Origin of the sequence: Nostoc sp. NMS2 (genome assembly GCF_017115105.1) — a bacterium.
GTDB lineage: Bacteria > Cyanobacteriota > Cyanobacteriia > Cyanobacteriales > Nostocaceae > Nostoc.
Genome location: NZ_JABXKH010000029.1, coordinates 45,348 through 60,015 on the forward strand (window position 1 = coordinate 45,348; position 14,668 = coordinate 60,015).

Genomic DNA, 14,668 nt, shown 5'->3' on the forward strand with positions numbered 1-14,668 from the left:
CTGATTTTGACTAAGCCTGGTTAGGTGTCACTACTTCAGCACTAATTTTTTGTTCTCCCCACACTTCACACTCAATTGATGATTGCCCTTGATTACTGAATCGGTGTTCTAGAGAATCGCTGCAAGTAATCTCTCTGTATGCCAAGCATCTCTATAGCGAACTCCGTTAACAAATAAGGCTGGTGTACTACTGACACCGCTGTGTATACCACCTTGCATATTTTGAGTGACTCTTTGAGCGTGAACGCGATCTGTCATATCCCGAAGGAATCGATTGATGTCAAGCTGTATTGCATTGGCGTACTCTAAAAGATAGCCATTGTTAAGTGCGGATTGATTCGCAAATAAGAGATTGTGCATTTGCCAAAACTTATTTTGCGCGGCCGCGGCTTCTGCTGCTTCTGCTGCCTTTTGTGCTTGGGGATGAAGTTGTGTGCGGGGGAAATGACGAAATACAAAGCACAATTGGATCTGTTGCTGAATCTCTTGAATCATCCTGTTAACCTCACTACAGCAAAGACATTGATAGTCACCGTATTCCACTAAAATGACTGAGGCATCGATTTTTCCTTGGGTATGGTCGTGTTCTGAAATTGGCATGAGCAGCCTGTCGCGATCGCTTGTCTGACTCATCTTTGTTTTATGCGGTCTGTGGAAGCATGTTGGTGATGAAAATGCTGGAAAGAACAGTAAGAAATTGAATATCGTTTCTTAATTCTGAGAATATAGAAATTGCTGCCACTTTGTCGCATCCCCTGCGGTAAGTTTTTGCACTAGTAATAGGGATAGCAATAAACTTATTCTTAAGGCTAGAAACAACCTATCCTTAAGAGCAGGTGTCTTAGGTAATTGCAGAAAAATCAAATCCAAGTTACAAATTAAACCTGCCAGTTTTTGAAATTGAAACTGGTAAGCTAATCAGCATTTAAGTTGCATAAAACCAAGGCTAGAGCCGCTTACTACAACCGAATCAGTCTGGAAAAATGAATGACGATTAGCTTAGATATTCAATCCTTAACGCTCTAAGCACAAATAGTCTGAACTCTGATCGAGATAAATGCCGAAATCAGAGCATTATGCATTATGCGTAGCATGATAATCTTGGTGTAGCCTAGAGTCCAATCGGCAAGTAAAAAGATATGAATAGATAACTCGCTTTGGCTAAATTATTAAAGTGTAATAATACCGCGCTTGAGAGCAACAATCATCGCTTGAGTCCGATCGCTCACTCCCAGTTTGCTCAAAATATTTTTCACATGGAATTTGACCGTTCCCTCAGCGATCGCCAAAGCAGTGCTAATCTCTAAGTTACTCTTGCCTGTTGCCATCAGGCGCAACACTTCCAATTCGCGATCGCTCAGTTCTTGACTCCGCATCCGTTCTGCTAGTTTTGCGCCCACGGCAGGGGGGATGTACTGCTGACCTTTGTGAACTGACCGAATTGCTGTCAGTAGTTCGTCTGGTTCTGCATCTTTTAAGACATAACCTTTTGCACCCGCTCGCAGTCCCCGATAGATGTCTTCGTCGCCGTCATAGGTCGTCAAGACAATGATTCGAGCGTCGGCAAACTCAGCGCAAATGGTAGCGATCGCTTCCACGCCACTGAGTTCCGGCATCCGCAAATCCATCAATGTGACGTTGGGTTGATGTTGGCGGAACAATTCTACTGCTTCATAGCCGTTGCAGGCTTGCCCAATTACAGTCATATCCGGTTGATAATCGAGTACGGCTGCTAGACCTTCTCGCATAAATGGATGGTCGTCAGCGATTGAGATGCGGATTACAGAGGAGTCAGGTGTAGTGGGTGAGAATTGGGTCACGTCGCTTCGCTCCGAATTCAAAATTCAAAATTCAAAATTAAAGACACCCATAAATAAATTTATTGGCTCTGTATCCTTTTCATTTTCGGTCATGGCGTTTGTACTCTCACTACAATTTCTGTGCCTTGTCCCAAGTGGCTGACAATCGTTAATTCTCCTCCAATGCGTTGGGCGCGTTCGGTCATTCCCAATAACCCAAAGCCCCGACCGACTGACAAACTTTGGCTTTCAAACCCTTGCCCATTGTCTTTGATTTGCAAGACGACTTGCGATGATTCATACCCCAACTCAACGTGGATTACGCTGGCATTGGCATACTTAAAGGCATTGGTTAACGCTTCTTGCCCGATGCGAAGTAAATTACTTTCCACCTCTTTCGGTAAAGTATATGGTTCGCCGATTGCTTCGCAGACGACCTGCACTGAGGTATGAGAAAACATCTGAGCCGCGAGGCGATCGAGTGCGCTATGTAAATCCCCTTCTTCTAATATCTGCGGGCGGAGCGCTTCTACTGAGCGACGGGCATCCGCCAGCCCGGAACGCGCCAAGATGCGCCCTGTTTTTAAGTGAGACTGGGCGGCATCTGGATCGAGGGTAAGACGTTGGGAGGCAGCATCTAAGTGAACGATGATACTAGTAAAAGCCTGGGCTAGTGTATCGTGTATCTCTCTGGCCATACGGTTGCGTTCTTGGAGGATTGATGATTCTTCAGCGCGTTGGCGTTCCCGTAGTGCAGCGTTGCGCTGTTCGCTAATGTCTGCAATCAAACCATAGTATCCTTTGACTTGAGTGTGGCGATCAAAATCGGGAATGGAGGTGACAGCAACATACTTTTTGCCCATCGGCAAAGGGACTTCTGCTTCATAGGTTGTAAATTGTCCTGCTAGGGCTTGATTGATGTACGGTTCAATAATTTGATAAGCTGCCTCACTCATGACTTCACGAACCTGCTTACCCAGAATTTTATCTCGACTACAGCCATACCAGTCCTCATAAGTGCGGTTGACAAATCGATAGCGCTGCTCTGTATCTATGTAGCAGATACAAACGGGGAGAGCGTCGGTAATCAGTCGTAATTCCTGTTCTTGATGGCGCAGTGCGGCTTCGCTTGCTTGTAAAGCCGCCGTTCGTTGGGCTACTTGTTGCTCTAAGGTGCGGTTGTAATCGGCTAACAGTTGCTCTGCTTGTTTGCGCTCGGTGATGTCTTGAAAAGCTGAGATTGCATAAATCACATTGCCCTGTTCGTCAAAAATAGGAGTTCCCCACCCTTCAACGGGAATGGTTGCATTGGGTTGGCGAATCTCTAAATCGTCAATTCTGGTGCGATCGCCTTTCAACGCCTGCATCACTGGCAAGTTCTCAATGGGATACGGTTGCTCTGTCCCCGCTAGATAAAGTTGATAAATTTCTGCAAGTTGCTCTGGTGTCGCATCAGGAATAATCCCTTTGCCCAATAGTTGAATTGCTTGTTGATTAGCGTAGCAAAGGCGACCCAGTGTATCCACGACTCCAATTCCTACTGGTACAGCTTCCAGGAATTGAGCCATCTGACTTTCGCTCTTCCGTAGTTTGGAGTAGAGTTTAGCATTTTCAATGGCGATCGCTGCTTGGGTAGATAGAAGATGTAAAACTTGCGATCGCTCTGGTGTAAACGCTCCTGTTGCTAATTGATTTTCTAAATACAATACGCCCACGAGCTTACCTTGATTCAGCAGTGGCAAACAGAAAATCGATTGAGTTTGGTTGTGTTGAATGTATGGCTCATTGATAAAATTACCTTCACGAGTGGCATCATTTAAAATGACAGATTCATGAGTCCGGAGTACATAGTAAATAATAGATTCAGGTAAGCGATTTACTATTGGAATCGATTGTAGCACTAGCGTAGCACAGACATTCTCATCATTGTTGAGTTCGCAAGCAGCCTCAATTGCCCATTCTCCTAAATTTTCCAAAATTAGAAATCCAGTTTGTGCGCCAGCATTCTCAATTAAGATTTTCATTAAAGAACTGAGCAATTGATCCAGTTCCATTTCGCTAGAAATCGCTTGGGATGCTTTTAGTACCGCCGCTAAATCGAAAGCAATGTCTGAGTTATTAGAGGTGGTTCCAGAAGTTGTATGGATTGGTGTATAAGCCATACCCAATGGCTGAGGAAATAGCTGCAGATAGCGAGTCTCTAAATCTTTGACCTTCGCCGTGGCTCCCCAACGCTCATAGCAGTAGTGAGCTTCTTTCATGTAGGTTTGGGCAAACTTTTCTCTACCTCGCACCAAATAATGTTTTGCAGCCAATTCATAAGCTAACGCTTCTTCTTGGATATATCCATTTTCCCTGGCTCCTTGAATGGCTTGTTCATAGAATTCTTCTGCCTCAAGCAACTGACCTAAAACTCGTGCAATCTCTGCTTGCACCAAATGATATTTATGTAAATAATTCATCGGTGCATAACGTGCCCAGTCTTTTATTGTTTCCTGGTTAACCACAACTTTTTTGAGGATTTCCTCTTGCACTTGATTATTGCTTCCAGGGTATACCGCAAGCCTTGCCAGAGAGTCATAGAGATAGTACAAAGGAACAGAGGGTGTCGCTCTTACTTGGAGCAAATAACTTTCCGCTATAGTTGAGTTTTCAACTGCTTGATCGTACTTATGAAATAGATAGCATACGATAAGTTTATTGAAATACACTAGAAAGATTGCAAATCCATCTTGTTCGTGTTGTGTAAGTCTATTTTCGTCATTATAGGATTCGTCAACTAGATTGGTTGGATTGACCGGGGATACCCTCAAATTTAAGATAGACTGCTGAAGTATTTCAGCCCAGTTGAGTACTGCTTCCTGTTTGAATTGACGGATTGCTTCACTAAATGTCCTCATTTCGCGTTCAACCTCCAAGAGTTCTTTTCCAACAACAAAAGATTGGAGGCAGTAAGTGTGAGCGCAATAGGCAGCAAACTCTAAATCTCCAGTTTCTAGTCCACGTTGGTAGGCTTCTAGTAATGGCTGCAATATTTTTCTAACATGTTCTTTCCGATGGATGATGAAGATATTTACAAACATCAAAGTTCTGGCTCTGAGGGAATGGGTATTCGGCTGTGACAACTGCCTTAAAGCAAGCTGTCCAAACTGATAGCCAGACTCGATGTTTCCTACCATTCCACAAAGAATTAATCCACACAAGGCATAGGCAAAGGGAGAAGCAAACGCATTACCATACTGGATGGACAAGTTGACCTGTTTAGATGCAAGTAGAGGCATCAAATCAGGAGCCACAATATAGGCAGCAACCGTGATGCTTGATAAAATCCGCATCGCCGCCAACTTGTCTGGCTCTGTCATTTGGGGCAAATGGCTCAAGTCCTCAATCTGCTTTGAGCCGATGAGTGATGCGATCGCATCTAGTTCAAGGCGAATATCTGATTGACTTGGCTTTTCAGGGAAACCGATCCCCAGTTGCTGCAAGACTTGCAATGCCATATTGATCGCTTTCAATGATTGGTTCTGCGCGATGTTGGTTTGAATTTTGACTTCGTAAACTTTCACGCTGTCAAGAACTGTTTTAGCTTTTTGTAGAACGATCGCCACCCAGTATTCTACTTGTTCAAAATTGCCACACAAGTACTCGACTTCTGTTGTTTCTAAATATAAATCCAATGTCAAGCCATAATTAGTTTGCCAGCTAGAAGCTGCTAGCCAAACTCTTGCTGTGGCTAAATATTTTTGAGCCATACTATAGGCGATCGCAGCTTTTGCTTTCTGTCCGGCGATTAAATTTAATCTAGCAATTTCATTGCGTTCTGGTTGATCTGCGACAAGCTCAATTCCGTGATTAAGATGATCGACAATTTCAAACAGTCGGTCTGATAGTCGCTCTGGCAAGGTTTTGCTGAGGAGATCACGGCCAATTTGGAGATGAACAACTTTTTTGTGCAACTCATCGATTAAGGTATAAGCTGCTTGCTGCACGCGATCGTGCAGAAACTTATACTCTTGAATTAACAAGTTTTCATCTAATTCAGATAGTGGTTGAATTAATCCAAGTTGTATAGCTGCTAGTAAATCTTTAAAAACCGTTTCAGGTGGTTGATCACAAACAATCGATAGAGTATCTAAATTAAATTCAGCACCAATGCAAGCAGCTAACTGGAGAATTTGCTGTGTATTCTCTGGCAGTTTCTTCAACTTGTGAAGCATCAACTCCACAACATTATCAGTGATATCTTGGGCTTGGATCTGAGCTATGTTCCACTCCCAGCTTAAGTCTTCAGCATCAAAGCTCAATAAATTTTCGCTATGCAGCATTCTCAAAAATTCATTCACAAAAAAAGGATTGCCCTCAGTTTTACGCAACACCAACTCAGCTAATGGACGAACTGTGTCTGCATTCTGATGTAGCGTCTCGGCAATTAACTGACTCAACGGCTCAAGCGTTAATGGTGTTAGGGTAATCTCCTGAAGCACTGCCCCTTGTTTTCGCAGTCTCTCTAGCATTAATGCTAATGGATGCGTTGGATTTACTTCATTATCTCGATAGGCTCCAATCAAAAATAGTGATTGGGTTTGCTCATCTAGCAGCATCAGCTCGATTAACTTCAGCGTTGCTGAGTCTATCCACTGCAAATCATCTAAGAAGATCACCAGGGGATGTGATTCTGAACAAAACACCCGCACAAACTGCCCAAAGATTCGATGAAAGCGATTTTGAGCTTCAGTTGCTCCAACTTCTGGTACAGGCGACTGCTTGCCGATAATTAATTCAACTTCTGGGATGATATCAATGATGATTTGTCCGTTGTTTCCCAAAGCTGTAAGTAAGAGCGATCGCCACTGTTGCACTTGTTCGCCTGGTTCACTGAGCAATTGCTGCACCAATTTTTGCAGAGCATCTGCGATCGCGCTGTAGGGAATATTGCGCCCAAATTGATCAAATTTACCAGAGATAAAATAGCCGCGCTTTTGGGTAATTGGTTTATAGATTTCTTGCACTAATGCAGATTTACCAATGCCAGCATAGCCAGATACCAACATCATTTCAACTTGGAATTTTGGTTTGCCTCTTTGTTCGCTTTGTGAAGTTGTTTCTGAATTGTTTTGTAAAGAAGCAACGCGATTTGACTCTGGACACGCTACGCGATTGTCCTGCGGACACGCTACGCGAACAAACGCTGCCAGTAACATTGCAACTTCCTTGTCCCGTCCATACAGTTTTTGAGGAATTTGAAACTGCTCAGAAATGTCTTGAAGTGCCAGTTGAATATTAGAGATTTGACCGATTTTTGCTAATTGATCGGCACAGATTTCTAAATCCGCTTTGATTCCCCAGGCACTTTGATAGCGATCTTCGGCATTTTTTGCCATCAGTTTGAGAATGATATCTGAAACTGGCTTAGGAATCGTTGTATTTATTTCATGAGGCGGAACAGGCTGTTTAGCTATATGACAGTGAACTAGCTCAAGTATGTCCGTTGTGGGAAACGGCAACTGCCCACTCAGCAGTTCGTAAAACGTTACACCTAGTGAATAGAAATCGGTGCGGTAATCGAGCAAACGGTTCATTCGTCCTGTTTGCTCTGGAGAAAGGTAGGCGAGTGTCCCTTCTAATACATGAGGGTTTTTGAAAGTCGGATTCGTGCGGTTAAATTGGGTGGCAATTCCAAAGTCAATAATTTTTATAACGCCAGTATCTAGATTGAGGACTATGTTTCCTGGGTTGATATCTTTATGAATGACATTAGCTGCATGGATTCTGCCTAGAATGTCGCAAATAGCGATCGCAAAACCTAGAAAAGTCGATAAAGGCATCAAGCAGAAAATATCTGGACGCTTGTGCATCCATTGCTCTAAGGACTCTGCCCCAAAATCTTCTAATAGAATTACCAGAGTGCGTTGATAGTCTTGCTGACTGTATGCCTTCACCACTCCTTCCACTGTGAGGGAACGGATAATTTTATATTCCTGTCTGTAACGGGTTAGTTCTTGAGGTGAGGGATAATCAAGCTTTAGCATTTTTACCACGAGCCCCACCCCATCGTCTCTGATGCCCCGATAAACTCGAGAATTAGAACTTTCGTATATCTTGTTTTGGATGGCAATACCAGGTAGAGCGATCATAGAGCAACTCTTGAGAGGATAATCTGGCATACCTCAAACTATACAGTAATACCAGCTATCTACATTTTTCATCTTCTGAAATCCTATTTAGTTTTGTTCATTTCTAGCCAGTTATAGAGCCTTAACTGAACTCTGTTGAGCGCTGTATCAATTATGTAGAGCGATTCTACAGCACTCGTTTGACAACTGGCATAGCACGGGACATCAGAAGCGGAAAGTTTTGCCATATCCCTCGTACAACTTCTTCGCTGTCCCGTTGTGGTGATATCTCCATTGAAACTGTAACCCAAAGCCATTGGATGCCAAATTGCCAAAATTGTTTAGGGTGTTATCTCTCTGCCATATTCAGACTCCAAAACACTCAACAATTTCTCTTTCACACCAGTAAGATAAGGCCGATTTACCTTCCCCAACGACTGCAACAGACTTTTGACTGTCTCCTCCAGCGAATCAGAATACACCCGGCTGATGCGTAGGCGTAGCCCGCCGCAGGCATCGCAAATCACCTGCATCTGCTCACATTCAGCAGGCAGGTAATTGTAAGACTTCAGGTGCTGCAAAGCAACTGTGTACTCGCCATCCCACATTCTCACGGTGCAACTAAAGTCATTCACTGCGCTGACAAATGCCCAACAGCCACCCCTTCCTCTGAGTTCGGGATTATCCTTGACTATGATTTGGCACACTTCGCCCAGTTGGTTAATTAATAATTTCTCCTTTGTTATTGGCCAACTTTTCACGCCATTTTTGGAGTTCTTCAGGTGTTTGTCTCACCCAATCTGTGACTTCGCCAACGATTTTTAATGGTGCTTGGGAGCGATATGAGCGTGTTGGATTGCCGGGAAATTTTTTGTCTGTAACATTCGGGTCATTTTCAAACTCCCCTGTTGGTTCAACGATATAAACACGTTCACGATTATCGCCTTTTGCTAATGCAGCAGCTAGTCCCGCCCCATTGACAAGGGCTGTGAAATAAATGTGATTCATTTTGAGTTCAAGTTTGTAATTAGAACTGCCCCCTGCTGTCAGCAAATCGCCAACCTGCAAATCTGCTTTCGTTCCATGATAAAAAGGGCCTTTGTCAGAAGGTTTATCCTTAAACGAAGTTGCTAATTCATAATTCTTTCTTGCCTTCTCAGGGTCGCTTAAGTCCTCATAGCATTTGGCAATGTTTGAATATAGAGAAGGTATTGCACTCTTAACAGTGTTGTTATTTATTTTTAATGCAAACTGCAAAGCCGTTTCGAGCCATTTTAATTTGTCAGAAATATTTTTCTGATATCGAGCTACATAATGGGCTGAAATAAATTTTTCAAAGTCGTATGTCGCTTCGTTCCAGGCTTGAAGAAACAGTTTACTTGCTTCTTCTGGTTTGCCTTTTTCTTCCATGCCCATACCTTGAAGACAGAGTTTAACAACATTGTTGTTTGGGTTGAATTCCATGATTACTTTGTCTCGTAATGATTGTAATTTCGATTTAGTTGCTTGTACTTAGTCCCCACATTGTGACTGTACAACTCACCCAGATGGTTGATGATGCACCAGCAGCCAGCCTTACCCCTGAGTCCTGGGTTGTCAAGAGCTAGAATTTGGCAGACTTCATCAACACGGTAAGTATTAAGTTGCCCTGTTTCACTTAACAGTGTGTTTCCAAAAATTAATGAACTCAGGTTTGCATTGCATCACAAGCAAAAACGCAAGAACATAAGATGTGTATTTATTATTGTCTTTGATCTATAAGCCCGTATTCTCGCTCAATCAAACTCAACAATTTCTCTTCCACCGCAGTAAGATAGGGTCGATTCAGTTTCCCCAACGACTGCAACAAACTTTTGACTGTCTCCAAAGAGCGAATCGGAATACACCCGACTGATGCGTAGGCGTAGCCCGCCGCAGGCATCGCTGATTAATTGTATCTGCTCACACTCCTGGGGCAGGTAGTTGAATGATTTCAGGTGCTGTAACCCAACGGTGTATTCTCCATCCCAGACTCTTAAGGTGCAACTAAAGTCATTCACTGCGCTGACAATTGCCCAGCACCCGCCCTTGCCCCTGAGTTCCGGGTTGTCTTTGACAAGGATTTGGCACACTTCGCCGATTTGGTAAGTATTGGGTACTTGGGTTCGCTCCATAATCCTTTGCACCACATCTTTGACGATTCTACCAGTTGGCACTTTCCCGCCAGCAACTTCTACTGCTCTTAGCCATGCTTCCTGCTGTTCTTGGGGTTCAAGCTTTGTCATGGGTCGAACTTGTCCCTCTGCTGTCGGCAAAATGTCCACAATTTGTGGACATTTTTGCAAGTTGTCCACAACAACTGCCGCATCAACTAGCTGGTAAGAACGGGAACGATTGTAGCCAAACCTGTCTAAACAGTACATCATCAAAGGTTTTGTGTGTGGAGCGATACAATCTGCGATCGCGTAATTGCGCCAGCGCCTTCCCCGCTTCAAAAAACGCCCGCTCCACTTTCCTCTCCAAGTGCAGGCGATCGCTTTGCTCCTCTTCGGTCAACTCTGTTACTTCAACGGCAGTAACTGTAATTGTTGCTGTAGCTGGGTTTTCTTCAAGGTCTTGGTTATCTGGTGGCGTGTCGTCACTGGATGAAGCAGAGGTGGCTTTGTTGCGCTTACGGGGTGGTTTATTCATTTTTCCACCTGTTTTTGGTTTAGTCGCATTTGCTTAGAGCCGATTGCAAATAGGTTTTGAGTGTGGGACTTAACTGCGATTGCACCAAGCGCAGTGCCTTTAGTAATAACTCGTCAACAAAAACTGAAGACAGAGTAGGAGGAATGACACTGGCAGGATTAATCATCAAAACGCACTCCAAAATCCACGCCTAAAACTTCTTCAATTTTGCGAAGGGTTGGTTCTGGTAAAACATCATTTTCTTCACGTTCAATCCGATACCAATTAGCACGAGTCATATCGGCCGCTTTTGCCAATTCTTCTACCGATCGTGGATCTCGCTCTCTGGCTTCTTTAATTCTTGCTCCGATGCCAGGGGCATCAACCCGTATAACCCGTTCTATTTGCACATCTATAGACATGAACAATCCTCTCTATTCAATCATTTCGTAGATTCTATGTAAATTGTAGAGTGACACTTGACAAAATGTCTAGTGAGAGGATACAGGATAAATATAAAGAAAGCGCCCGGACTGCGAATCTAGAGCGCTTTCTGTCCCAACAGGAACTTAACAATCATGACATACCAAATCTACAGCCATCAACAGCTGCAACTGAAATCGATTGCCCGTCTAAAGCAAATCTACAGCGAAATCGCTTGTACAGTCGAAGTAAGCGACAAACGCTGCAAGGATTCTTGGATTAGTACGATCACGTCCCGCGCGCCGGAGGCGATCGCTGATTATCAAGCCAGCAAAATTCAGAAACTCTCCCCTGCTGCCCCCGACAACCAAGCCCTCGCCCAAGCCGAACTCGACCACTTCATTGCAACCCAAGCCCAAGAGATCGCTCCTCAACCACTGACAACCGTAGAAATCAACTTCTACCACCACGAGGTTTACTGTGGCAAAGAACTGATAGCCTACATTGCTTATGATCACGATGAGTTCGTAACCCAACCGTGGCTAGTCATGGTCAACGGCGTAGATAAATTCCGCGCTACCACCACCAACAGATGTCAACGTTACATCCAATGGCATCACCAAGACGGCACACTCAGAGAAACATTCCCAGCACCCGTTGAAGTCCCAGAAGTCCCAACCATTCTGGAAATCTCCTTCTATGATCAGGAAGCGTTCGTGGGTGACAAACTAGTAGCCAGCATTAGCTACGACCACGACAACTACCAAAACCTGTACTGGCGAGTACTGGTCAACAATGTTGAGATTTTCCGCGACATCTCAGCCGCCAGATGCCACAGCTACATCAAGCAACAATACCAGCAAGGTACGCTACCAGTACAAGAGCAATTACCAGAAGAAGTTTGCACCATTGGTAACGAAATCATGGGGCAGATTTTCACCGAATCCGAAAAATACGGGTTTGAAATCCTTGATGATGGAATATACAACAACGACATCAAACTAGGTGAAGTGGGGCATACTGACGGCGGCTGGTGGGTCATTCAGGCTTATTCAGGTCTTCAGCAGAAGGTAGGGTGTGACTCTGTAGGTGAGGCAGTGTGATCGCTGTCAGTGGTGAACGTGTCTACTGATGGTAAATCCATTTTTGATGAATATTTTTTAGAACAACCGTTAGAACAGCTAACTGGCGATAAATTGCAACGGCTGCTGGAGAAAGCGGAGTTAATCACGGCGTAATTATTCTCATTCCAGGCGATCGCTCAACAACTGCGATCGCCTCTGACCACATTCTCAACAATTCCCATTAAATCAATGCAACCCACAATATCGATTCCCCAACACTGGGGCTACCCTCGCTTTGCTTTGGATCAGCGTACTAAAGACGGCATCATTCTGGGGCTTTATTACTACCCGAATGGTACAGAACTGGCTGAACAATTTGGTGGTGGTTGGCGTTATGCTCTGATGCCTCACAAAAACTCTGATGAACTATTCCACTTTCAGGAAAATCAAATCCAACCACTGACACCAGAAGAATTACTCTCAGAAATTACCGCAGAGATTGATTTTTATCAAAATCAAATAGCAATTCTGCAACAACAGTTATTAGCCATCACTGGAGGTAGCAGCAATGGCTAATTCTACAGACAAATTTGAACGTAGAGCCAATCATTTGCTTCGTTCGATTCGACCAACGCATGGATGCAACAGTTGCAAACTGCAAATCAAAATTCAAAATTCAAAATGAAAGAAGAGTAATCTACTAATTTCATGCTGAAATTAATCACGATTATAACAGAGGAACTACAAAGCAATGAACCAACAAATAGATATTACAAACAGAACATTTAACTTCGCCGTTAGAATAGTTAACTTATGCAAAATGTTGGATGAAAAACCAGGAGTAGGACGAGTTTTGTATAAACAGTTAATTAGGTCTGGAACTTCTATAGGTGCAAACGTTGAAGAATCTCAATCTGCACAAAGTAAAGCTGATTTTGTACATAAGCTAGAAATTTCTCTTAAAGAAGCCAGAGAAACAAGATATTGGCTGAGAATTCTGATAAGTACACAAATCATAGAACCATCCAAATTATCATCCTTGCTAACTGAAAGCGAAGAACTCATCAAAATAATCGCATCGATAATAGTCAAAACCAAGCAAAACAATCCTAAATAATTTTGAATTTTGAATTTTGAATTGTTTTGACTTTGAATCTATGAGCGCTCGGATTGTACAAGGACAATCTGATGCTAAATCTGCATAAATATGGGAGGTAATCAGATGAGTATCAAATGGACTGATGAAGAACTCGCAATTATTGAGGCGAAAGCTGAAGTCTATACAGTCAAACAAATAGCTTCAATCCTAAAAAGGCGAGGATATCAACGCACACCAATTGCCATTTATCTGAAGTTAAATAGCTTAGGTTATTCCGCACGCCCCACGCTTGATAACTATTCTTGTAAAGAGATTGCTCAAGTTCTTCAATTGAATTTCTCAACTGTTACGAGGTGGGTAAAAAGAGGATGGCTCAAAGCTACAAGACGCTCTGCTAGACATTACCAAATTCGGAGATGGCATCTCAAACAGTTTTTTGATAACCCACCACAATCAATTAAAAAACGTATCACCTCTCTTGATCCAGAAGCAATTAATTACTTATTAGGGAGAAAAGTATGATTGACCACATTAACGCACTTCAAACATGTTGGTATCTTTCTCCTCCTTGGCGTGGAACAATTCCACCTGTTGCAGTTAATTTACTAATGCGATTGGTCAACGGCACTCAACAGCCAGTTTACGTTTACGCCTGCCATGACCCAATTGTTGTAAATGGGCTAACCAAAGCAATTGAAGAGTTTTTCACCCATCCAAACCCGACTGCTGCGCTAAGAATTGCAGGGGCTTTTAGTACCAAGAGGCCACCGGTGTTGGTCAAAAAATGAAAGCGATCGCACTCATTAGGCAAAAGCGATTGCTGCGCCAACGCCAGAGACGAACGCCTGGTTGCATCTGTGATAAATGCTGGGTCTATGGTATCAGTTTTTGCTCCATCACTCGAACTTTATCCAGGCTTCCTTAGATTTTTATCCATCAAAAATAACAAGAAACTACCATGCAACAACTCACACTCTTCTCTGAATCAACCCCAGTTCTACCCATCACTTACTATCCCGATTTCTTAACTCCAGAACAAGCAAACGAACTCTACCAACACTGTTTGAAACTGGAGTGGCAGCAGAATCAAATCAGAATGTTGGGTAAAACTCTGCCTGTTCCTCGCCTGGAGTGTATTTATGGGGACTACGGATGTGATTATCTCTACTCCAACAGCGTATTTTTGAAACCCCTGACTTGGACAGACAATCTGGCTAACTTGCGGGACAGAATCACTGCGCTAACTGGCTATAAGTTCCGCATCGTCATCGGAAATCAGTACCGCATTCAATTCAAAATTCAAAATTCAAAATTCAAAATTAAAGAACCAAATCTTAATTTTGCATTTTGCATTTTGAATTCCCGAAGGGTGGTTGGCACGCTGACAATGAACCATCGATGGGATATGAGCCAGCGATCGCATCAGTCAGCCTGGGGTCATGTCGCAAATTCCAAATCAAACAGAAAAATGGCAAACCCACTGACTTCTGGCTGGAACACGGGAGCTTGCTTGTGATGCAC

General features: G+C 43.4%; 16 protein-coding genes and 1 pseudogene. 7 read left to right on the top strand and 10 right to left on the bottom strand.

What is annotated here, in order from left to right; all coding sequences use genetic code 11:
• Positions 1-108: 108 nt before the first annotated feature.
• The 10 genes and pseudogenes from HWQ36_RS02630 to HWQ36_RS02675 all read right to left on the bottom strand — a co-directional run bounded on the left by HWQ36_RS02630 (position 109) and on the right by HWQ36_RS02675 (position 10,983).
• Entirely contained in the window at positions 109-633 is a 525-nt protein-coding gene (locus HWQ36_RS02630) for a thioredoxin domain-containing protein (protein WP_292697802.1), read from the bottom strand.
• Positions 634-1,169: 536 nt separating this feature from the next.
• The gene (locus HWQ36_RS02635) at positions 1,170-1,820 is read right to left on the bottom strand and encodes a response regulator transcription factor (protein WP_292697804.1); all 651 of its coding nucleotides are present in this window, start codon (positions 1,818-1,820) and stop codon (positions 1,170-1,172) included.
• Positions 1,821-1,909: 89 nt separating this feature from the next.
• Entirely contained in the window at positions 1,910-7,963 is a 6,054-nt protein-coding gene (locus HWQ36_RS02640) for an AAA family ATPase (RefSeq protein ID WP_292876758.1), read from the bottom strand.
• A 53-nt stretch (positions 7,964-8,016) separates the two neighbouring features.
• Positions 8,017-8,247, bottom strand: coding sequence for a hypothetical protein (locus HWQ36_RS02645; protein ID WP_292697806.1), 231 nt, complete (start codon positions 8,245-8,247; stop codon positions 8,017-8,019).
• Positions 8,248-8,253: 6 nt separating this feature from the next.
• A complete protein-coding gene (locus HWQ36_RS02650) occupies positions 8,254-8,673 on the bottom strand; it encodes a hypothetical protein (RefSeq protein WP_292697838.1) in 420 nt (139 codons plus the stop codon).
• Positions 8,633-9,010: pseudogene (gene arr, locus HWQ36_RS34320) on the bottom strand (NAD(+)--rifampin ADP-ribosyltransferase); the annotation flags it as partial. The gene HWQ36_RS02650 and the pseudogene arr, both read right to left, overlap by 41 nt.
• Before the next feature lie 677 nt (positions 9,011-9,687).
• Positions 9,688-10,317 carry a hypothetical protein gene (locus HWQ36_RS02660; protein WP_292697809.1) on the bottom strand — a complete coding sequence of 210 codons (630 nt, stop codon included), beginning with the start codon at positions 10,315-10,317 and terminating at the stop codon, positions 9,688-9,690.
• A complete protein-coding gene (locus HWQ36_RS02665) occupies positions 10,259-10,582 on the bottom strand; it encodes a hypothetical protein (protein ID WP_292697811.1) in 324 nt (107 codons plus the stop codon). The genes HWQ36_RS02660 and HWQ36_RS02665 overlap by 59 nt, the downstream gene beginning before the upstream one ends.
• Positions 10,583-10,601: 19 nt before the next feature.
• Complete coding sequence (locus HWQ36_RS02670; protein ID WP_292697813.1) at positions 10,602-10,748, bottom strand: hypothetical protein; 147 nt, start codon at positions 10,746-10,748, stop codon at positions 10,602-10,604.
• On the bottom strand, positions 10,741-10,983 hold the full coding sequence (locus HWQ36_RS02675; protein ID WP_179070305.1) for a helix-turn-helix transcriptional regulator: 243 nt from the start codon (positions 10,981-10,983) through the stop codon (positions 10,741-10,743). Before HWQ36_RS02675 ends, HWQ36_RS02670 begins: the two co-directional genes overlap by 8 nt.
• Positions 10,984-11,139: 156 nt before the next feature.
• Between HWQ36_RS02675 and HWQ36_RS02680 the strand changes: the two genes are divergently transcribed.
• The 7 genes from HWQ36_RS02680 to HWQ36_RS02710 all read left to right on the top strand — a co-directional run.
• Positions 11,140-12,087, top strand: coding sequence for a hypothetical protein (locus HWQ36_RS02680; protein ID WP_292697818.1), 948 nt, complete (start codon positions 11,140-11,142; stop codon positions 12,085-12,087).
• Between the two features lie 12 nt (positions 12,088-12,099).
• Positions 12,100-12,222 (top strand): hypothetical protein, encoded by a 123-nt coding sequence (locus HWQ36_RS02685; RefSeq protein WP_292697820.1) that lies wholly within the window; start codon positions 12,100-12,102, stop codon positions 12,220-12,222.
• A gap of 75 nt (positions 12,223-12,297) precedes the next feature.
• The gene (locus tag HWQ36_RS02690; protein WP_292697822.1) at positions 12,298-12,624 is read left to right on the top strand and encodes a hypothetical protein; all 327 of its coding nucleotides are present in this window, start codon (positions 12,298-12,300) and stop codon (positions 12,622-12,624) included.
• 175 nt (positions 12,625-12,799) lie between these two features.
• The gene (locus HWQ36_RS02695) at positions 12,800-13,165 is read left to right on the top strand and encodes a four helix bundle protein (protein WP_292697824.1); all 366 of its coding nucleotides are present in this window, start codon (positions 12,800-12,802) and stop codon (positions 13,163-13,165) included.
• A 105-nt stretch (positions 13,166-13,270) separates the two neighbouring features.
• Entirely contained in the window at positions 13,271-13,669 is a 399-nt protein-coding gene (locus tag HWQ36_RS02700) for a hypothetical protein (protein ID WP_292697826.1), read from the top strand.
• Positions 13,666-13,935, top strand: a complete 270-nt coding sequence (locus HWQ36_RS02705; RefSeq protein WP_292697828.1) for a DUF1392 family protein — start codon at positions 13,666-13,668, stop codon at positions 13,933-13,935. The genes HWQ36_RS02700 and HWQ36_RS02705 overlap by 4 nt, the downstream gene beginning before the upstream one ends.
• Positions 13,936-14,545: 610 nt before the next feature.
• The coding region (locus tag HWQ36_RS02710) for an alpha-ketoglutarate-dependent dioxygenase AlkB (RefSeq protein ID WP_292697836.1) at positions 14,546-14,668 on the top strand (123 nt) is incomplete at its 3' end.

What these genes read in the sequence shown, in the direction of transcription:
- HWQ36_RS02630 (WP_292697802.1), bottom strand. Translation starts at nt 633, where the DNA reads ATGAGTCAGACAAGCGATCGCGACAGGCTGCTCATGCCAATTTCAGAA.
- HWQ36_RS02640 (WP_292876758.1), bottom strand. Translation starts at nt 7,963, where the DNA reads ATGCCAGATTATCCTCTCAAGAGTTGCTCTATGATCGCTCTACCTGGT.
- HWQ36_RS02660 (WP_292697809.1), bottom strand. Translation starts at nt 10,317, where the DNA reads ATGATGTACTGTTTAGACAGGTTTGGCTACAATCGTTCCCGTTCTTAC.
- HWQ36_RS02665 (WP_292697811.1), bottom strand. Translation starts at nt 10,582, where the DNA reads ATGAATAAACCACCCCGTAAGCGCAACAAAGCCACCTCTGCTTCATCC.
- HWQ36_RS02670 (WP_292697813.1), bottom strand. Translation starts at nt 10,748, where the DNA reads ATGATTAATCCTGCCAGTGTCATTCCTCCTACTCTGTCTTCAGTTTTT.
- HWQ36_RS02675 (WP_179070305.1), bottom strand. Translation starts at nt 10,983, where the DNA reads ATGTCTATAGATGTGCAAATAGAACGGGTTATACGGGTTGATGCCCCT.
- HWQ36_RS02680 (WP_292697818.1), top strand. Translation starts at nt 11,140, where the DNA reads ATGACATACCAAATCTACAGCCATCAACAGCTGCAACTGAAATCGATT.
- HWQ36_RS02690 (WP_292697822.1), top strand. Translation starts at nt 12,298, where the DNA reads ATGCAACCCACAATATCGATTCCCCAACACTGGGGCTACCCTCGCTTT.
- HWQ36_RS02695 (WP_292697824.1), top strand. Translation starts at nt 12,800, where the DNA reads ATGAACCAACAAATAGATATTACAAACAGAACATTTAACTTCGCCGTT.
- HWQ36_RS02700 (WP_292697826.1), top strand. Translation starts at nt 13,271, where the DNA reads ATGAGTATCAAATGGACTGATGAAGAACTCGCAATTATTGAGGCGAAA.
- HWQ36_RS02705 (WP_292697828.1), top strand. Translation starts at nt 13,666, where the DNA reads ATGATTGACCACATTAACGCACTTCAAACATGTTGGTATCTTTCTCCT.